The organism is Pseudochrobactrum albidum (assembly GCF_051851455.1).
In the GTDB taxonomy this organism is placed as follows: Bacteria; Pseudomonadota; Alphaproteobacteria; order Rhizobiales; family Rhizobiaceae; genus Pseudochrobactrum.
Genome location: NZ_JBPVTR010000023.1, coordinates 122,518 through 143,475, shown reverse-complemented (window position 1 = coordinate 143,475; position 20,958 = coordinate 122,518). Strand labels below are relative to the sequence as shown.

The following is a 20,958-nucleotide window of genomic DNA, read 5'->3' as shown; positions in this document are numbered from 1 at the left end:
ATGACAAGACGTATGGATGAGAAATTCGCCCAATTGCGCGCTGAAGGACGCCCTGCGCTGGTCACCTATTTTATGGGCGGCGATCCTGATTACGCCACTTCTGTGGAAATTATGAAAGCACTGCCAAAAGCCGGCGCCGATGTAATTGAAATCGGCATGGCCTTTTCCGATCCGATGGCTGACGGCCCTGCCATTCAGGCCGCGGCGCTGCGTGCACTCCATGGCGGCCAGACTTTGACAAAAGCCCTGCAAATGGTGCGCGATTTCCGAAAAGATGATGACACAACACCGATCGTTCTGATGGGGTATTACAATCCTATCTACACTTATGGCGTTGAACGTTTCATCAAAGATGCGCTGGAAGCCGGCATTGACGGTTTGATCGTGGTTGATCTGCCGCCGGAAATGGATGAGGAATTGTGCATTCCCGCCATTAAAGCCGGCATCAATTTCATTCGTCTTGCCACACCAACCACAAATGAAAAGCGCCTGCCAAAGGTTCTCGAAAATACTTCCGGCTTTGTTTATTATGTATCCATGAACGGGATTACCGGCTCGGCACTGGCAGATGCCGCACAGGTGAGCAAGGCTGTTGCCCGCATTAAAAGCCACACAAGCTTGCCGGTATGTGTTGGTTTTGGTGTGCGCAATGCTGAGCAGGCCAGGGCTATTGGCGCATCGGCCGATGGGGTGGTTGTAGGGTCGGCAATTGTGGCAGCTATTGCCGGCACGTTGGATGCCGGTAATAAAGTGCAGGGCGACCCTGTTGCCGCGGCAAGTGCTGTGGTGCGCGAGCTTGCAACCGGTGTGCGCAATGCCCGCCTTGCTCCTGCCTGAAAAGCCGCGTAAAATAGAAAATAACCAAGCGCCGCAGATCTGCGGCCTTCTTTGTGCTTTATATGCTTTTATATTAAAGCATGCGCGAAGATTTCAGTGATTGAGAACAACGGAAAGCCCATATGAACTGGATTACGAATTATGTCCGCCCGAAGCTCAACTCCATGCTTGGGCGCCGGGAAATGCCGGAAAATCTCTGGATCAAGGACCCGTCAACCGGTGAAATGGTGTTTCACAAAGATCTGGAAAGCAATCAGTGGGTTATTCCGGCTTCCGGGCATCATATGCGCATTCCGGCCAAAGACCGGCTGCGTTTCTTCTTTGATGAGGGCAAATATGAGGTTCTGGAAAACCCTAAAGTGGTTACCGATCCGCTAAAGTTCCGTGACGAAAAAAAATATATCGACCGCTTGAAAGACTATCGCAATCGCACCCAGCAAGATGATTGCATCATTAACGCGCTCGGTACAATTGAAGGCCTGCCGATTGTTGCCACAGTGCAGGATTTCGGCTTTATGGGCGGCTCGCTTGGCATGGCTGCAGGCGATGCCATTATCAAAGCCGCGGAAACAGCCATTGCCAAAAAGCGCCCTCTGGTGCTGTTCAGCGCCTCAGGCGGCGCCCGCATGCAGGAAGGCATCCTTTCTCTGATGCAAATGCCGCGCACCACTGTTGCAGTGGAACTGCTCAAAGAAGCAGGCCTGCCTTATATTGTTGTGCTGACCAATCCCACCTTTGGCGGTGTTACTGCATCCTATGCCATGCTTGGCGATATTCACATTGCAGAACCCGGCACAATGATTGGTTTTGCCGGTGCGCGTGTGATTGAACAAACCATCCGCGAAAAACTGCCGGAAGGCTTCCAGAGTGCGGAATATCTGCTCGATCACGGCATGATTGATATGGTGGTTTCCCGTCTGGAGATGAAGGAAACCATCGCCCGCCTTCTGAAAATCATGATGAATCAGCCTGCAACAGAGCCAAAAGCAGCTTCTGAAGAGGCGGCAGCGCCTGCAGCTTCCGCCTGATCGTGACGGCGGGAAAAATGCCGGCCGGCCATGACTACCGCGCTGCTTCAAAGGTGGTTCCGGTTAAAATAGCATTACCGGAATAACTTTAAGCGGCGCGTTTCTTATATATGCGCGTTCTGTTGCAAGACAGGTCGTAAACCGGCCAGCCCGTCTGCAAAGATTAGAATACCGGATCTGCCATGACACAAGATCTCACTGCCGCACATCGTATTGAACGCCTTTTGCAAAAACACCCCAAAGGCTTTGATCTGTCACTCAAACGTATCAGCCGTTTATTGGAGGCGCTTGGCAATCCGCAAGACAGGCTGCCGCCGGTTATTCATATTGCCGGCACCAATGGCAAAGGCTCAGCCACGGCTTTTGCCCGCGCCCTGCTGGAGGCAGAGGGGCTGGCCGTGCATGTGCATACATCACCGCATCTTGTGAACTGGCATGAGCGTTATCGTCTTGGGCGCAGGGGCGAAGCCGGAAAACTTGTGGATGATGCCACGCTCGCAGATGCCGTTGCCCGTGCAGAGAAAGCCAATGACGGAAATATGATCACCGTGTTTGAGCTTCTGACAGCGGTGACTTTTCTGCTCTTTGCCGAGCAGCCGGCCGATGCGGTTATTCTGGAAGTTGGCCTTGGCGGACGTTTTGATGCTACCAATGTCATCACCAGACCGGCTGTTTCATTGATCATGCCGGTCTCACTCGATCATCAGTCCTATCTCGGTGATAAGGTCGAAATTATTGCGGCAGAAAAAGCCGGCATTATCAAACCAAATTGTCCGGTCGTGATCGGCTATCAAAGCAGCGATGAAGCACGACAGGTAATGATTGATATTGCTGCGCGGTTGCACTGCTCTGTCAGCGTATTCGGGCAGGATTTTATCGCCTATCAGGAGCATGGCCGCATGGTCTATCAGGATGAAAGCGGGCTGATTGATTTGAGCCTGCCACGCCTGCCCGGCCGCCATCAGATTGCCAATGCGGCGGCAGCGATCAGGGCTGTGCGTGAAGCCGGTTTTACTTTAAGCGATGAAGCGGTTGAAAAAGCCATGACATCCGTATCCTGGCCAGCCCGCATGCAGCGCCTGACACAGGGTGACCTGATGCGTTTTGCACCGGAGAAAGCCGAGATCTGGCTTGATGGCGGGCATAATCCGGGTGCCGGTGTGGTAATTGCCGAGGCGCTGGCTGAACTTGAAGACCGCGATCCGCGCCCGCTTTATTTGATTACCGGTATGATCAACACCAAAGATCCGGTTGGCTATTTTGAAGCTTTTACCAGTATGGCACGACAGGTTTTCACAGTTGCCATCAGCTCCAGTGATGCCGGTATCGATCATGAAACCCTGGCTGCCGCAGCGCGCAAGGCGGGTTTGAAAGCCGTTGCGGTTAAAGATGTTGCCGAAGGGCTGCAAGCCATAAAAGACCTGGTCAAGGATGAGGTGACAGCGCCGCGCATTCTGATTGGCGGTTCGCTTTATCTGGCAGGTGATGTATTGGCAGCAAATAACACTCCGCCACAATGAAGTGAGCATAAAAACGCCCCCCTGCATGGAGTTTCACGCAAGGGGGTTTATATATTCATCTAATTAGACGGATGCCTTGATCCAGTCTGACAAGCGGCTTTTAGGGGCTGCGCCAACCATATTGGCAGCGATTTCACCATTTTTAAACATCAGCAATGTCGGAATGGAGCGTACGCCATATTGAGCTGCCAGTTCGGGATTTTCATCAATATTGACCTTGGCTATCGTTACCTGACCGGCCAGTTCCGATGAGATTTCCTCCAGAGCCGGTGCAATCATTTTACACGGGCCGCACCATTCTGCCCAGAAATCCACCACCACCGGTGTGGAAGATTTGAGAACATCGGATTCGAAATTGCTATTGTCAATTTTAACGGTCGCCATAGGCTTTCCTCTTTTGCAGATACAGGGCACAGCCTGCTATAAAATTCACTATTAGCCCATATGTGGTGTCATTGTGATGAAAGGTCAATATAAAGCTTTTGGATAGCATAAAGCGGTAAGCTTATTGCCTGAAGTTACACAGGACAGATTATTTCTCATATCCATATCATGAAACCTTGCCCAGTGCGATCAGCGCCTGTTCCATCACATCCTCATCCAGCACAATAAGATACGGCCCTTCAGTAAATAAGAGTGCCGCCTCAACAGATTTATCCGGATAGAGCGGAGCCACCAGCGCGCGATAAAGTGCAAGCTGGGTAATATAGGCTTTTGGCACCTCCTGCAGCGTACGGGCGGGCGGACGATTGCTTTTGTAATCCACAATCAATACACGATCATTTTCCACACAAAGCCGGTCGATCTGGCCTGAAACAATCTGCTCCCTGCCGCGCAGCTGCAATTTGCCCATCAGCGCAATTTCTGCTTTTGAGCCGGGGGAAAATACGGCTGCAAATTGCGGATCATCAAGAATAGTGCTGACAGAAGCCAGTATTTTTTCACGCTGCGATTGATGCCAGTGGCTGGCAGCAATATTGAGATAGCGTTGTGCGGCCTGTTCACGTTGTTGCGGAGGCAGATCTGGCAGGCGCTGCAACAGCGTATGCATTATTGTGCCACGCTGCAAGGCAAAGCTGCGCATATTGTCCTGCATCTCATCTGCCTGTTCCAGAACGGGCGAACCACTGCGTATAATCTGTTCGGCATCTTCCTCGATCAATGCAGATGCGCCGGATGGTGTCAGCGGCCGTGGCAGCCCCTGTTCCGGCTCCAGAACTTTGCGATAATGATCGGGAAGCGGCGGGTAATCCGCCTCTTTGGTGTCCGTTTCACTGTAGATAGCTATCTTTGTCAGCGGTGTTTTGCGATAACGCCGTGCACTAACCCCCTCAACCGGATGATCAAAAGGGACAGCTTCATCGCCAAGTCCGTCAGCGGCAAGCTTAATCCAGGTATTTTCACTCTCACGTTCACCACGATAACCGCACAGGATGAGCCGGTCTTCTGCACGGGTCATCCCCACATAAAGCAGGCGGCGATATTCTTCTTCAGAGCGCATTTTTAGTTCTTCCACCAATTCTGCCGTAAAACCGGTGCCAAACTCGCTTTTCGGCAGCCAGAGAAAGCCCTTTCCCTGATAACCTGCCGGCTCATTCATATCAAAACTCAATAATTTTGGTGTGCGGCCTGCGGCTCCGCCATTACCAGGATCGACCATAAAGACAACAGCCGCTTCAAGCCCTTTTGAAGCATGAACTGTCATAATGCGCACTTCATCACGGTTTTGATCAAGCTCACGCTTGATCTCGGGAGAGGCGGCATCCAGCGTTTCCAGAAAAGCCTGCAGACCGGGCAGGCCGCTGCGCTCGGTCGCCAGGGCATAATTCTGGAATTCGTCAATCACATCACCGGCTTCCGGCCCCAGCCGCGCCAATAATTTGCGCCGCCCGCCATCCTGCCCCAATATACGGGCATAAAACTCAAAAACCGGCATTGTATCGGCCATATTGCGCCAGCGACGTAATTTTGCATAAAGCGCCTGCCAATGAGCTGCATCGGGCGCATCACCTATTGCCAGCTGTTCTATTGCTGCATAAAGCGTCTGATTTTTGCCGCGTGGCTGCGCAAGACGATAGAGCTGCTCTTCATTTAGCCCGAAGAGCGGGCTTTTCAGCACGCTAGCCAGTGATAAATCATCTGCCGGTTGCAGTACAAAACGCCCGACAGCCATCAAATCCTTGATGCCGATATGGCTGGTAAGGCGCAGACGATCGGCACCGGCCACCGGAACACCGCGGTTTTTCAAAGCGCGTGAAAGCGCAGGCATAAACATATCACGCTTGCGCACCAATACCATAATATCGCGCGGCTCCACAGGCCGCCCTTTGCCGTGGATCGGCTCAGCGCTATCCAGCCAATGGCGGATAGTTGTGGCAATCTGTTCCGCCAGCCTGACCGCCGGTGCCGGCAATTGATCAACCGGCGTGCGCCAGTCTTCAACCTCTTCCACCTTTTCCGGTGTCAGCATATCCCATATTTCCACCTCACCGGCATCACCGGCACGGATTGCCGCATGAACCGTTGGTTGCGGCTCAATCCCCAGCCCGCGATAAGCCTCCTCGCGTGAAAATACGGCATCAACTGCTGACAGGACATCGGGTGAGGAACGGAAAGAAAAATTGAGGCTGACTTTTTCAAAAGTCAGCTCTGCACTTTTTGCTTTACGCTCAACCGCTTTACCGGTGGCGGCAAAATCTTCAGGACGTGCGCCTTGAAAAGAATAGATCGACTGTTTTTCATCGCCTACCGCAAACAGGGTGCGGCGCACTGCACGCTGGCCTGAACCGGAGAAAAATTCAGCCGAGAGCATATTGATCACCTGCCATTGTTCGGGGCTGGTATCCTGCGCCTCATCAACCAGAATGTGATCAATGCCGCGATCAAGCTTATATTGCACCCACATGCCCGCACCATTGCGCGACAAGAGCGAAACCGTACGGTTGATAAGATCTTCAAAATCCAGCAGGCCGCGATTGCGCTTCATCTTTTCGTAGCGCGAGAGCAAATCATCAATCAGTGTGAATGCTGCAAGATTGAGCCGGATCAGCCTCAGCAATTTAAGCCGATCAAGGCCTTTATGAACAGCCGCGGCAACACGGTTGAAATCATCCTCAAAATCCGGCAATTCGGCTCTGACCGCAGCATTTGCAACCCATGATCCGCTTTTGGGCTCGCCTGTGGATTTGAGAAATGCCTTGCGCAGAATATCCTGCATTTGTGCCGGTGTGGTCTGCGGTTTGATCATCTGCAATTGCAGGGCAAAATCCTGCGCCCGGGCAGCAGGTTTGCGCAGATTCATCACCCTATTGAGCACAGCGCCGGAAAATTCTGCAATTGGCCAGAGATTGGCAAGGATGGTGGCTTCAGTCTCTTGGCTTTCAAAGCCGAAATAGCGGTAAAACACATCCTGTCGCGTTTCTGTAATACCGGTTTGCCGGATAAATTCATGCAAGGCATGGCGCTTGGATACAGCCTCATCAAGCAGGTCTTGCAAACCTGTTTCGCCGGCGGTTTCGAGCACTGTGGCAAAGGCTTCGGCCAAATCCGCACGGGCAGAAACGGAGGCCGCTTCCAGCAATTGCCGCCGCGCTTCTCCCACCAATGCCGTTTGCATCATGTCATCAAGCATTTCAAAATGGCCGGCAATATTTGCCTCCAGCGGAAACTGGTGCAGAATAGATTCACAAAAAGCGTGAATAGTCTGGATTTTCAAACCGCCCGGTGTTTCCAGAGCGCGGGCAAACAAACGCCGTGCCGTTTCAAGGCGCAGCGCATCAGGCTTGCGCTTTTCCAGAGTTTCAAGCTTTTTGCTCAGACCCTCATCATCCAGAACCGCCCATTCAGACAAACGCTGGAATACACGGTTCTGCATCACTGCTGCTGCAGCCTTTGTATAGGTGAGGCAAAGAATTTTCGATGGGTCTGTGCCCTCCAGAAGCAGCCGGATCACCCGCTCTGTCAGCACATGGGTTTTGCCGGAGCCGGCATTGGCTGATACCCAGACAGAATCATCAGGATTGGCAGCCTTGGCCTGTGCTGTAATGGTTTCCGCAGGGATGATAAATTTGAGTTTTGTCATATATCACCGCCTTCTGAACCATTGGCATCCGCCCCGCCCGCAGACCATTCAAGCACCCGCGCCAGATGATCATAATCTCCTGTCAGATCGCTCTCACGAAATGGCAGGGCGCGTGAAAGATAGCCTTGCTCCTCATGATTATATTCTGCCAGCAATTCTCCAAGCCTTGCCCAGGATTCCTCCCCCAGTTCCACAGCGGTTTTGACACTGTTACCACGATCACTTGAAAGGATTGATTCAGGTTTTACCTGGCCATTGGCTTTTAAACGCACATAGAGAAGATCCTGTGCATCGCTCTGGCCGATCTCCCTAAAAGCACCACGGCGCAATAAGGCAGCCTCCAGCGCCAATTGCGGCGATAGCAACACATGCGCCTGACGCACGGATGGCGTGGAGCCGGTTTTATAATCAATCACCACCGTGCTGCCATCGCGCATAACATCAATGCGATCCGCGCGGCCGGACAATGTTACTTCCAGCGGCTCTACACGACAGCTTGCAGAGGCAATCTCTGCATGACGCTTATATATATATGGTGCGCGCTCGCGCTCCCAATGTAAAAATTCCGGTATCAATGCGGTAAAACGCGGCCACCATACGGCTTCAATTTCCGGCGGAAGATCAGCATCACTAAAAGCGCCACGTGCAATTTCCAGAAGAATTTCTTCAGCCTGTGGTGAGAAAGGGTCAATATCGCGGCGGGTGAATTCGCCTAAAATATCATGAAACAATGTTCCCCGTTCTGCGGCTGCCGGATCACGGATCAATGGTTCCAGCGGATGCAGGCGCAAAATCTTTTTGGCATATATCGCATAAGGATCACGACGAAGGGTTTCAATTTCCGTGACAGAAAAATGCTTTGGCCGGCTTGCTACCGGTGGTTTTGGTTCAGGGCGTGAGACAAAAGGCACATCGGGGCTGATATCAAGCTGACGCGCCCAGTATAAATATTTGTCACCGCGTTTGCGCATGGCATTTGTCACCTCTTTACCCGCCACTGTTTCCAGCCGCTGTAACCAGCGTGAGGCTACAGTGGGCGCATTTTCGGAACGTTGCGAGCGAGAGAAAATAACCCTGTCCATACCCGTTGCCATGGCAAAATCATGAGCGGCAAGGCCGGTGCGCACCTCCGGCGGATCAAGGGCGATCATACCTTTCATCGGCCGTGACATGAATGGATCATTGCGGGTTTTTGCCGGCCAGACCCCTTCATTGAGCCCGCCAATAATCACCGTATCCACAGATTGCAAACGGGATTCCAGAGCCCCCCAGATAAAGACGCGCGGATGACCGCCCGGATGCGGCTTGACCATTGCATTGGCAAGCAGGGCTTCAAACATATCCGGCCATTCTTCAGAAAGAAAATCTAAGCCAGTATCGGCGGCAATAAGCTGACGCAAAAAGGCGCTGAACTGCTCGCCCTGCTGCCCTTGATAAAGAAGATGCACCGTATCATCAATGTCGCGCGCCAGATTTTCCAGCGCCTCAACACAAGCCCGCATAATTTGCGGCACTTCAAGCCGTATCCGCATATGGATGAGCGCGGTCAGCGGCGTGACGGCTGCAGTCATTGCCGCGCAAAAATCCTGTAATTTTAAAAGTTCTGCCGCTGTAATATATTCCTGCCAGAACGGCGCACGGGATCTTGCAGAGACCTCCGTCAATTTGCGCTCCAAAAAGCCCGGAAGATCGGCAATATCTGCCCTGCCGGTACCGCCACGCAAGGCAACCAGTTCCAGCATTTCTGCCTGACGGCGCACATCCTTGCGCTTTTGCCCCAGCCGCACCAGCGGATGTTTGGCCAGCGCCAGAAGTGCCACCGGATCTCCTGGTTCAAAGACGCATTTGATGAGCAGGCGCAGTAAAATCACCGCTTCAGTATCGCGCAAAAGTTTACCGCCGGAATCATCGGCATCAATGCCAAAGCGGGTCAGTTCCAGCACTACACGCCGCGCCAGATTACGATCAACGGTTACCAAAGCGGCGGTTTTATCCGGCTCTTCAATTGCATCACGCAAGGCAAGAGCCACTGCCAGCGCCTCTTCACGTTCATTGGCAGTTTCAATCAGCGCCACATTGTGCATTGCCTCGTGCACGGCCTGCATATCCAGCTGCAACTGCCCCCATTGATCGGTGGTCTCTGCCGGACGCAGCGCCTCACTGACAATGCGCTCACGCATCCGCTTGGCGGGATTGGCAACTTCCAGATGCTGCACATCCTCACGCATGGATTGCATCTGATCGAGAAGCTTGCGCAAACCATATTGCGGGTGGCTATAGGTTGACGGATTATTGAGACCATCAGCAAGCAGGTTCCATGCCTTATGATCCAGATCGCGATCAAGCCCCGGAAACACCACCGCACCTTTTGGCAGCCTGGCTATGGTTGCCACCAGTTTGGCCGTTGCCGGAATTGAGCCGGTGGAGCCGGCCACAATCACAGGGCCCTGCGGCGGATTTTTCAGCATCCTTTCTGTTTCAAACTCAATCAGCCAGTTACGGTGCTGCGATGCATTGGAGCGGTTACGCTCTGCCAGAATATCCGGCCAGATTTTGGTAACAATTTCCAGAAATTGCAGCGTTACACGCCACCAGTCGGCCAGTTCATCAGGGGCGATCAGGCCAAGCTCGCTCCAGTTTGCCCCTTCCGTCTCCACCTGATCCATCAGCCGCACCAGATCACGTGCGAGCCAGATAGCATCGGCAGTGGTTGAGGGAATAGCTATATCCTCGGAACCGAACAAGGCACGAATATGTGCAGGCAGGCTTTCCCGCCACGGGCGGATGAGTTGCGCCAATAATAACAGCCGCTCCGGCTCGCTCATTGGCGGGGCAAGCTGCAGAAACTCTTCTGCAGCACTGTCAAACAGTGCTGCACTTTCTTCCACATCACCAAGCGGGCGGATAGATGGCAAAAACGCGCTATTGGCGGGATTGCGCTCCACCAGCAAGGTGCGCAGGCTGCGTGCTGCACGGCGTGTGGGCACATAAATCACAGCTTCAGCCAGAGCCAGCGGATTATTCGCTTCGGCGCGGAAGCCTTCAATCAATTCGCCATTCAGCAATGCATCCACAAAACGCGGTAAAAATGCCGTTCCCGGAGCAATTGAATAAAGACGCGAACGCTGTTTGGCCATAAACCCGTCTCCCTGAAACTGAAAGCATTTTGCGTGTTTAGGCAAGCATCAAAAGTGCAGCCTCTGCCTCACCAACAGCTTGCGGCGTGCCAACCGTTATCCAGTGACCCTGCATGACCATTCCGTAAAGCCGGCCTGCGGCAATAGCCGCATCGAAATAGCTGTTAAGCGAACAGATGCTGATCTCTTTGCCCGCAAAAATCTGCGGATTAATCAGCGCCGCACCGGCATAGATATAATCGGAATGTTCCCCTGTCAGGACGCGGCGCAATCTTCCCTCCTTATCAGGGTGAAAATCCCCGCGCCCTTCATAACCGGTAGCATGGTGCCGCTCTGCCAACATCAGCAGAATATCCATGTTTTTTTCATCCCAGTTACCGGCAAGACGCCTTAAATTGGATTTCTGCTGATCAACCCAGAATGTATCGGCATTGAGGATGTAAAACACCTTATCGCCAAGTTGCGGCAGGGCTTTAATAATTCCGCCTGCAGAATCAAGCAATTGCTCGCGTTCATCAGATATTGTGATTTTTATATCATGGCGGGTTTTCAGATGTTCTTCCATCTGGTCAGCCAGATAATGCACATTAACAACGGCTTTTGTAACACCGGCCTCAACCAGCGCATCCAGCCCGCGGTCGATCAGGCTGCGTCCTGCCACCCTGATCAAGGGTTTGGGCATGGTCAATGTCAGCGGGCGCATCCTTGTGCCCAGCCCGCCGGCCAGAATCATCGCTGTATCGGGTGAAAATTCAATTTTATTTTTCTCATCCGGCATGAATATCAATCCTGCAAAAGGCCGTTTTTTTGATACCAGTCTTTAACCGGTGCGAGGACCGGATGCTGCAAGGCACGGCTGACATAGGCGCGGATACGCGGCAGATGCTGCAAATAAGCCGGCTTACCGTCACGTTTGAACAAGCGCACAAAAATGCCGAGAATTTTTGTATTGCGTTGTGCTGCCATAATCGCATAGGCGCTCATAAAAGCCTGTTCATCAAAGCTTTTGGCCAGTTTGCGGCGTTCATCACAATAACTTGCCACAATATGATCCTGCAATTCATCAGCGATGGTTACACGCGCATCCGTTGCCAGTGATGCCAGATCATAGGCAGACGGGCCGATCATCGCATCCTGAAAATCAATAATGCCAATACGGTCAATACCTTCAGCACCTTGCTGCCACAAAATATTTGGCGAATGATAATCACGCATCAACAGGCTGTATTCTGCCCTCTCAAGCGCCTTAAACACGCTGTCCCATGCCTGTTCAAAACTTTGTAACTGTTCTTCACTGGCCGGCTGTTTCTGGATGGAGGGCAGATACCATACCGGCAGTAACTCCGCCTCAATCAACATCGCATCGCGGTCAAAATAATGCAGAAAATGCGTGCGCTCTTCATCAATGGTCAGGTGCTGCGGCCAGTCATGCTGATGCAGATGTGCCAACATGCGCGCTGCTGCCTCATAGCGTTGGGGCAAAGGCTTGCCCTCACTGTCCAGCATTGTTTCTGTGCCCAGATGCTCCATCAATAAAAAGCCGCGCGCGTGATTGGCTGCCAATATTTGCGGTGCGCGAAAGCCTTTTTCCCGCAGCAGATAATCAAGTGCCACAAATGCATCCATATTTTCCGCCAAATGGGCAATCTGACGGTATGGGCGGCCGTTTTTAACCGGCGGATCATAGGGCATGGCCGGTGCATTCATCAGAATTTCCGTGACGCCGGCACTTGTGATCAGCTCATAGCTGCGCGGCGATGCATCTCCCAGTAAATAACGGCGGCAGGCATGGTGACGGCCGGATTTTTCCAGAAAATGACGAATTCCCAATGAGCGGGAAATGCGGCGTGCAGCTTTTGCTGTTACTTCCATTTTCACACGCCTGCCATCCCCTTCATGCTCAATGGCGATAGCAATATTGTGTGCGGGCAAAGCCCCTTCACCTTGTTGCGGCCATTCAACCAGAACAGCCCCCTGCTCCAGCGCCTCATCCAGCCCCAGCTCATCCAGCTCTTCCGGCGCACAAAGACGATAAAGATCAGCATGGGTAACAGGCAACCGCAATTCCGGATAGGATTGAACCAGTGTGAAAGTCGGGCTTGGAACCTCATAAGAATCATCATTGGCGATAGTGCGAATCATTGCCCGCGCCAAAGTGGACTTGCCGGCGCCAAGATCGCCATTCAGGGTTACAAGGTCGCCTTTGCCAAGCGCCAGAGCAATATCTTCTGCAAAGCGGATCATTGCCGCTTCATTTTCCAGCACCAGCTCTATCGTATAGAGCGTGCTGCTGTCCTGACTGTCAGCCATACCAGCTTCCGTTATTGAAAAACACCATGTCAGGTTTTACCCTGCCATGGTGAAAATAGTGATTTTTAAAACAAGAGCTATCTTTATTCTGCGGCTGCACGATAAATACGCGCCTCAATAGGAAAACGCACATGAACTGTTGTGCCGGAGGAAGGTGCCGTGCGGATATCCACCGTGCCGCCATGCAGTTCCACAAAACTTTTAACCAGTGACAAGCCCAGCCCCGCACCGCGGCGGCGCCCGCCATTGCTGTGCGATTGAAAGCGTTTAAAGACAGTATCCAGCACATCTTTGGGCATTCCCGGGCCGTTATCATGCACACTGAACAGGATGTGATCGCCATCAAGGCGCGCATCAAGACGGATCTCAGAGCCTTCCGGCGCGTAATTTACCGCATTGCTCAAAAGATTGAAAAGAACCTGATGCACCCGGCCGGCATCAGCACGGAAACTGACAATATCACTGTCAATATTCACATTGAGCCGGATATTATGCTCACGCATCCGCTCTGCCACGCGTTCACCGGCCGCAGTCACCGCTTCACGTATCGGCACATCGCTGACATCAAGCTCCATAATACCGGCATCGACTGTTGCCAGATCCAGAATATCATTGACGATTGTAAGCAGGGTCAGGGATGAGCTGCTGATATGTTCAACATATTCGCGCTGACGGCTGCTCAATTCACCAAATCCTGGTGTCTGCAGAAGCTCTGTAAAGCCGATAATATTGGTAAGCGGCGAGCGTAATTCATAGGAAACATGCTGCACAAAATCATTCTTGATCTGGTCTGCCAGTTCCAGCGCCTCGTTTTTATCCTTAAGCGCCCGTTCCACATGCACCGTATCTGTCACATCCACAAAGGTCAGCATCATCTGCCCCTTTGGCAGCGGCACCACGGCATAAGACAGGATTATGCCATTATTCAGTTCTGCCTGCCCCTGTGTGGCTTCACGCTTATCGGCAACACCGGTAACAGCCGAGACAAATCCGTCCCAGTGGTGATCATCGGCAAGTTTTGCGCATTGTTTGCGGATAACAGAAATATGCGTGCCTTCCACGGCAATGGCCGGGGGCAGCGACCAGAGCTCGGCAAACGCCGGATTGGACAGGCGGATGCGGCCATCGGCACCAAACACCGCCACACCTTCCGCCAGATGATCCAGCGTTTCACCCTGTACTTTCATCAGCGTGTTATAACGGCTTTCAAGATCAAACTTCTCTGTCATATTCTCGAAAAACCATGTTACCCCGCCTTGGGGATGCGGATTGGCCACCACACGCAAAATGCGGCCATCAGGCAGGTGCCACCAGTGTTCCTGCGGGTCAACAGCACGATAGGCCGACAGCATGGATTCTTTCCAGCGGCGCCATTCCGGCTGTTCCGGCAATTTGCCGTCACTGCGCAAACCATCCAGCAACATGGCATTGCTCGGACGGCTTTCAAGATAGGCAATATCCAGTGACCACAATTTGGCAAAAGCCTGATTGAAGAACTGCAGCTTCATTTCCGGATCAAAAATGGCAACAGCGGTTGAAAGCTGATCAAGTGTTTCCGCATGGCTGCGCAAAGTGCGCTGCAACTCAGCTTTCACATGTTCCAGATCGCTCATATTTGCAGCAAATCCCGCACTGCCGGCAGAACAAGAAACCTCAGCCACATCCAGCATATGCCGGTCGCCGGCAATAACCGTAGCCAGCCGGTCACGGAAAGTGGCAACAGCCATATTCTGTTCTGCAATATGCTGATCTTTTGCCTGAGAATTATGCGCTGTTGCAGCCTGCTCTTTTGCCAAAACCCGCTCGCGTTCAATCTTCTGGCGCGCCTGTTCTCCCAGTAATTCACGGTTTTCCTGCAAAACCTGATCCAGATCACCGGCACCAACCGCCTGCACATAGGCATTATTTGCCCAGGTCAGCCGCCCGTCAGTATCACGCATCCATACGGTCTGATCCAGGCGGTTGAGCAAAGCATAAAGCATGGTCAGCCTGTCAGATAATTCATTATTCTGCGCCTGTAATTGCGCTGCCCTGGCCTGTACGCCATCCACATGAATAAAACGGGTTATGGCATAGGCGCCGGTTGTCTGCCCCTGCACCTCAAGCATGGCGCCATTATTGCTCTCAACCAGAAAATCAAACGGGCGGCCATTTTCACGCAAGGATAAAACCGCACGCTCCAGTGCCGCGGCACAATCACTGCGCAACCAGCGGTCAAAGCTTAAAAATGTCGCTACATCCTGCGGAACACCGCTGGCAACAGGCAATTGTCCTAAAACTTCTGTCTGCCTGTGCGGCATAGTATTGCGCGCTGCACCGCGCTTTGCCGTTTCATGACCCGCCCAGACAATGATGCGCTGATCTTTAAGATTGAGCAGTGTTTCACTGCGCAATACAGCATGGTTAAGATCAGCCAGACGCGCGCGCAAAGCGTTATTTTCACGGCTCACACGGTTACGGCTGCGGATGATCCAGCTCACCGACAGCAAGGCTGCGCCTGTTACCCCGACAACAATTGCAAATTGCACAACTTCATTAGGGCCAAGTGCGCCGCCGTTTGGCAGCGGTATCCGGCCGATATCATAGCCCTGCGCAGCGGCATGACCTGTGCTGAAAGCTGCAGAAACGGAAGTTGTTGCGGCCAGAACCTTGCGAAAATTGCGGCTGATGAACGATCCGATATTTCGTAATGCACTGACATCTGACATGCCTGAATAATCTCCGCTGCAGTCTGAATATGCTTATCAATGTTTCAGGAATAGCTGTGGCGTTCACTTATACCCGCCGCAGCGGCATAAAACAGGCTGATTTATAATAAGCTGCATCAAATTCCGATAATTGTAAGCCAATCGAATCATAACACAATACAAGCACAGGAAATCACTTTGAAGCACTGCTTGCGCAAAAATAATGGCCGGAGATTTGTCAAGCTCTCCGACCACAATATATAGTATGTTTAGCTGTTTTTATTAATATCTGTAGTGGTCTGATTTAAACGGCCCTTGCGGCGTAACACCAATATAGGCCGCCTGTTCCTCAGAAAGCACGGTGAGTTTGACGCCAAGTTTGGCCAGATGCAGCCGCGCAACCTTCTCATCAAGATGTTTCGGAAGAACATAGACCTGATTTTGGTAATGTTCACTGCGTGTGAAAAGTTCAATCTGACCCAGCACCTGATTGGTGAAGGAGGCAGACATTACAAAGCTTGGATGGCCGGTTGCATTGCCTAGATTGAGCAAACGCCCTTCAGACAACAGGATAAGACGTTTATTATCCGGAAAGGTGATCATATCCACCTGCGGCTTGATATTCGTCCATTTCAGGTTGCGCAAGGCATGCACCTGAATTTCATTATCAAAATGGCCGATATTGCCGACAATCACCATATCCTTCATCTTGCGCATATGGTCGATGGTGATCACATCCTTATTGCCGGTGGTGGTGATAACAATATCCGCTTCCGCGGCGGCATCATCCAGCGTTACAACCTCAAAACCATCCATTGCCGCCTGCAGGGCACAAATCGGGTCAACTTCTGTTACCTTGACACGTGCGCCTGCGCCAAGCAGTGATTGTGCAGAGCCCTTGCCCACATCGCCATAGCCGCAGACAACCGCAACCTTACCGGCCATCATCACATCTGTTGCGCGGCGAATGCCATCAACCAGCGATTCCTTGCAGCCATATTTATTGTCAAATTTCGACTTGGTTACACTATCATTGACATTGATTGCGGGAAAAGGCAGCTGACCTGCGCGCTGCAACTGATAAAGGCGGTTTACGCCCGTGGTGGTTTCTTCTGTCACACCTTTGAGCGCATCGCGCTGACGGGTGAAGAAACCCGGCGTTTCAGCCATGCGCTTCTTAATCTGCGCAAAGAGGATTTCCTCCTCCTCATTGCCGGGATTTGACAAAACATCCTCACCCGCCTCTGCCCGTGCGCCAAGCAGAATATACATGGTGGCATCACCGCCATCATCAAGAATGAGATTGGAAGGCTCCCCATCCGGCCACTGGAATATCCTGTCTGTATAACTCCAATATTCTTCCAGCGTTTCTCCCTTAACGGCAAAAACCGGTGTTCCCTGTGCGGCTATGGCGGCCGCCGCATGGTCCTGCGTGGAGAAAATATTGCATGATGCCCAGCGCACCTGCGCCCCCAAAGCCTGCAATGTCTCAATCAGCACGGCAGTCTGGATAGTCATATGCAGGGAGCCGGAGATCCGTGCACCTTTGAGAATTTTCTGCGGCCCGAATTCCTCGCGTGATGCCATCAAGCCCGGCATTTCCGTTTCCGCAATGATAATTTCCTTGCGTCCCCAGTCAGCCAGACCGATATCTTTGATGATATATTCCTGCCCTACAGACATTTGAGCTCCGCTTTCCTGCTGTTTCAATCAAGGTGGACATTATCTGTAGCAGATCAAACAACAGCGCTCAAACAAAAACATAAGGCAATCTTTATATCTTTATGTTGCTTGAATTCAGGTCATAAAAAAGCACCGTAAAACCGGTGCCGAAAATTCAAGGTTCAGGATAATCAGCAATCCTCGCCGAATTTGTCATTGACCAGTTCTTCAAGTGCATCCAGCACCGCAAGCGCCTCAACCCCGCAGGCGCTGACCTGAATGCAGCAGCCCGGAGAAGCCGCCAGCATCATCAGCCCCATAATTGATGTGCCGCCCACACACATGCCATCCTTTTCAACCCGCACATGCGCATTGAAACTGTCTACAAGCTGTACAAATTTTGCAGATGCCCGCGCGTGCAGACCGCGCTTGTTGATAATGGTAAGTTCACGCTTATGGGCGCGATCAGGCTCATAACATCCGCTGACTGCAATCTGAGGCATGATTTGCTTTCCTGTTTTGACCCGATTTTTAAAAACCGCCAATATCCGGCTTTTTTACTCTTCCGTCAGTACCTGACTTTTCTATTTTCCCGTCAGTACCTGACTGGCAACATTAATATATTTGCGGCCTGCATCCTGTGCTTCACGCAAAGATGCCTCCATATCGCCCGATTGACGGATGCTTGTCAGCTTGATCAGCATAGGCAGGTTAACACCTGCAATCACCTCAATCTTACCGGCATCAAGCACCGAGATTGCCAGATTGGAAGGTGTGCCGCCAAACATATCTGTCAGTATGATAACCCCCTGCCCCAGGTCAGCCTTTTTAACAGCCGCAACAATATCCTCGCGGCGTTTTTCCATATCATCATCGGCACCGATACAAACGGTTTCGAAATTTTCCTGAGGGCCGACAACATGCTCAACCGCATGATGAAACTCTTCGGCCAGTCTTCCGTGCGTAACAAGCACGAGTCCGATCATTCTTAAACTGCTCCCGCCGGTCGCCTCACATGCCCTCTGGCAATATGAAACTATTTAAGCCTCCAGAGCATTTCAGTTTTCACATATGCGGTGATATGCGGTGAAATGCTCTGATCCTTTATTTCTCGCATTATGCGCACGCAAAAGCCACTTCACGCTTTTGGCCGGAAATGCTCTATGTTGGCACTGAGAATAATCAGTGCAAGCAAAAAATAAAGCTCAGGGCTGCTTTCGTCGGTTATGCCGCACTATAATAAGTGATTTTATTATAAATCAGATATTAAAAACCCATATTTTCAAGGCGTTTTTGTCTCGCCCCAGCGTTTCATAAACAGACTGGCCTCAATCGCACGGGCGCATTGCAGCGAATCGCAGGCGCTTGCCAGATCCGGCAGAATCAGGGACGCAATCTCAATACCGGCAAGAATCCGCTTTTTATCATGGGGATAACGCGGCGCTTTATCCGCCTCCACAAGTTCAACCAAAAGATGAACCGGCGCCCTGTCCTGATAGGGAACTTCAAACAGGCCGGCACCGCGGATTTCAATCGCGCCCGCAATTGCAGGCGGTGTATAGGCCATCAGCCTGCCTTTTTCTGCTGCAAGCAATGTCTGGTCATCTGATATTAAAATTGCAGAGCGCCCGAATTGCAGGGCGCGCTCAATCAGCGTTAAGGCCAGTGAAGATTTACCCGAACCGGAAGGCCCGCTCAGCAATACACCATAAGAACCGATTACCAGCGAAGTCGCATGAAAAACAAAACGCTCAGAATTTTTCATAACTTTGATGTCTCTGTGGCAAGCGGATCAGCTCTCAGTATTATGTGATGACTGCGCCCGTTGGCGCTTGCCGGTAGTCTCCGGTAATTCTGCCGGCAGATCAATGACAAAACGCGCACCAAGACGCTTTTCCGGATCTTTGGGATCCGGAATATTGGATGCTGTTAACGTGCCGCCATGAGCTTCAATAATCTGGCGGCTGATAGAAAGGCCAAGTCCGGAATTCTGGCCAAAGGCCTCGGAAGCCGGACGATCTGTATAAAAACGTTCAAAAATACGTTCAATATTTTCCGCGCCGATGCCCGGACCGTTATCCTCAACAATAACCTGAATTTTTGCGCCCTTGTGCCTTAGATAAATTCTTATCTCGCCTTTATCCTCAGGCACAAAAGTGCGGGCATTTTCAATAAGATTGGAGACAACCTGCCCGAGCCGCAAATCATGCCCCGGCAAATAAAAGCCTTTTACACCGGCAGGCAAAGCGCCAATATCCAGCAAGATTTCCGTGCCGATTTTATTGCGGCGTACTTCCCGTGCCGCTGCAACAATATTGTTCAGCAGGGCTTGCATATCCACACGATCCGTATGTTCTCGTGCCAGTTCCGCATCAAGCCTTGAAGCATCGGAAATATCGGTGATCAGCCGGTCAAGGCGGCGCACATCATGCTGAATTACATCAAGAAGACGCGCCTTGGCGCTTTCTGTTTTGGCAAGCGGCAATGTCTCTACCGCACTGCGCAAGGATGTCAGCGGGTTTTTTAATTCATGGCTGACATCAGCGGCAAAACTTTCAATCGCTTCAATCCGTGCATAAAGCGCATTTGTCATATCGCGGATGGATGTGGAAAGATGGCCAACCTCATCCTGACGATCAGAAAAATCCGGTATTTCCACACGGCCTTTGATGCCATGGCGCACCCGGTCTGCGGCTTCTGATAATTTGCGCAGCGGATTGGCAATTGTCGATGCAAGAAACAGCGATAAAATCACCATAACAAGAGAGACAACCACAAAAACGCGCAGGATCGCATTGCGTTCACCACGAACGATCTTGTCAATATCACCGCCTTCGGTGGACATCAGCAACACACCAAGCACGGCACGGTAGCGCTGAATGGGCACAGCCACGGAAACCACCAGCTCCCCTTCTTCATTGCGGCGCTGTGCGGTGCCGGCAGAGCCGGTAAGTGCCTTGATCACTTCCGGATAAACCGCACCGTTACCACCCGGCGCTTCCTGATAAAGCGGCAGGCTGTTGCGGTTGATCAGATTATTGAACCATGTGCTGATACGTTCAATAATACCCTGATTTTCCTCATCAAGCTCCGGAAGATTATAGCTTAGCACCTGCCCGCGTGAATAAAGATGGCGTGAATCCAGCAGAATATTGGCGTTATTATCATAGATACGCGCACGGGTATTGATCGGGGTGATCAGGCTGCGCAACAAAGGTGCAACTTTTTCGGGATTGATCGGAAATTCCCAGTTATCGGGTGAATCCGGCGACGGGGTGATGCTCTGCCCTGCCTGTAATTCCAGTAACTTATCCGGATCAATCATGATCGAATTGGTATCAACCGTTGCTGAAGAGGCAATGGAGGCGGCAATAATTTTACCCTGTGTCAGCAGGCTTTCAATCTTGGCATCCACCAGCCCGTCACGGAACTGGTTAAGATACATAATACCTGAAACAAGAACCGCCAATGCCGCAAGGTTGAGAAACAATATGCGTTTGGTCAGGCTGGAAAACATATAGTTTCCCAATGCCTTGCGTATAGGTGAAAACAAGCGCCGCCAGATCAGCGAACGCTGGCGGCGTGCAAGGCGCTCCCTGCGCTGCAATCTCTCTCTGTTTTCTGCTTCCGCAACCATTCCAGACAATCAGTCCTGTCAAAACCGTTTTATAAAACGGGAAAAGAGCGGCTTTTATC

General features: G+C 51.8%; 14 protein-coding genes. 3 read left to right on the top strand and 11 right to left on the bottom strand.

Annotated elements, in window-relative coordinates:
* The 3 genes from trpA (at nt 1) to ACSTTO_RS09760 (ending at nt 3,385) form a co-directional block, all read left to right on the top strand.
* On the top strand, nt 1-837 hold the full coding sequence (gene trpA, locus ACSTTO_RS09770) for a tryptophan synthase subunit alpha (protein ID WP_439273012.1): 837 nt from the start codon (nt 1-3) through the stop codon (nt 835-837).
* A 122-nt stretch (nt 838-959) separates the two neighbouring features.
* Nucleotides 960-1,865 (top strand): acetyl-CoA carboxylase, carboxyltransferase subunit beta, encoded by a 906-nt coding sequence (accD, locus tag ACSTTO_RS09765; protein ID WP_439273011.1) that lies wholly within the window; start codon nt 960-962, stop codon nt 1,863-1,865.
* 182 nt (nt 1,866-2,047) lie between these two features.
* Nucleotides 2,048-3,385 carry a bifunctional folylpolyglutamate synthase/dihydrofolate synthase gene (locus ACSTTO_RS09760; RefSeq protein ID WP_439273010.1) on the top strand — a complete coding sequence of 446 codons (1,338 nt, stop codon included), beginning with the start codon at nt 2,048-2,050 and terminating at the stop codon, nt 3,383-3,385.
* 63 nt (nt 3,386-3,448) lie between these two features.
* On the opposite strand, the gene trxA is transcribed toward ACSTTO_RS09760, so the two are convergent.
* The 11 genes from trxA to ACSTTO_RS09705 all read right to left on the bottom strand — a co-directional run bounded on the left by trxA (nt 3,449) and on the right by ACSTTO_RS09705 (nt 20,899).
* The gene (gene trxA / locus ACSTTO_RS09755; protein ID WP_439273009.1) at nt 3,449-3,769 is read right to left on the bottom strand and encodes a thioredoxin; all 321 of its coding nucleotides are present in this window, start codon (nt 3,767-3,769) and stop codon (nt 3,449-3,451) included.
* Between the two features lie 166 nt (nt 3,770-3,935).
* The gene (gene addA / locus ACSTTO_RS09750) at nt 3,936-7,466 is read right to left on the bottom strand and encodes a double-strand break repair helicase AddA (RefSeq protein ID WP_439273008.1); all 3,531 of its coding nucleotides are present in this window, start codon (nt 7,464-7,466) and stop codon (nt 3,936-3,938) included.
* Nucleotides 7,463-10,603, bottom strand: coding sequence for a double-strand break repair protein AddB (addB, locus tag ACSTTO_RS09745; RefSeq protein ID WP_439273007.1), 3,141 nt, complete (start codon nt 10,601-10,603; stop codon nt 7,463-7,465). Before addB ends, addA begins: the two co-directional genes overlap by 4 nt.
* 37 nt (nt 10,604-10,640) lie before the next feature.
* Nucleotides 10,641-11,381: a nucleotidyltransferase family protein gene (locus ACSTTO_RS09740; RefSeq protein ID WP_439273006.1), complete on the bottom strand. Its 741-nt coding sequence runs from the start codon at nt 11,379-11,381 to the stop codon at nt 10,641-10,643.
* 5 nt (nt 11,382-11,386) lie between these two features.
* Complete coding sequence (gene tsaE, locus ACSTTO_RS09735; RefSeq protein ID WP_439273005.1) at nt 11,387-12,913, bottom strand: tRNA (adenosine(37)-N6)-threonylcarbamoyltransferase complex ATPase subunit type 1 TsaE; 1,527 nt, start codon at nt 12,911-12,913, stop codon at nt 11,387-11,389.
* Nucleotides 12,914-12,996: 83 nt separating this feature from the next.
* Complete coding sequence (locus ACSTTO_RS09730) at nt 12,997-15,621, bottom strand: sensor histidine kinase (RefSeq protein ID WP_439273004.1); 2,625 nt, start codon at nt 15,619-15,621, stop codon at nt 12,997-12,999.
* Between the two features lie 261 nt (nt 15,622-15,882).
* Nucleotides 15,883-17,283 (bottom strand): adenosylhomocysteinase, encoded by a 1,401-nt coding sequence (ahcY, locus tag ACSTTO_RS09725; RefSeq protein WP_439273003.1) that lies wholly within the window; start codon nt 17,281-17,283, stop codon nt 15,883-15,885.
* A gap of 170 nt (nt 17,284-17,453) precedes the next feature.
* Complete coding sequence (locus tag ACSTTO_RS09720; protein ID WP_439273002.1) at nt 17,454-17,765, bottom strand: HPr family phosphocarrier protein; 312 nt, start codon at nt 17,763-17,765, stop codon at nt 17,454-17,456.
* A gap of 81 nt (nt 17,766-17,846) precedes the next feature.
* On the bottom strand, nt 17,847-18,248 hold the full coding sequence (locus tag ACSTTO_RS09715) for a PTS sugar transporter subunit IIA (RefSeq protein ID WP_439273001.1): 402 nt from the start codon (nt 18,246-18,248) through the stop codon (nt 17,847-17,849).
* A 296-nt stretch (nt 18,249-18,544) separates the two neighbouring features.
* Entirely contained in the window at nt 18,545-19,027 is a 483-nt protein-coding gene (locus ACSTTO_RS09710; RefSeq protein WP_439273000.1) for an HPr kinase/phosphorylase, read from the bottom strand.
* 27 nt (nt 19,028-19,054) lie between these two features.
* Nucleotides 19,055-20,899: a sensor histidine kinase gene (locus tag ACSTTO_RS09705; RefSeq protein ID WP_439273259.1), complete on the bottom strand. Its 1,845-nt coding sequence runs from the start codon at nt 20,897-20,899 to the stop codon at nt 19,055-19,057.
* Between the last annotated feature and the right edge of the window lie 59 nt (nt 20,900-20,958).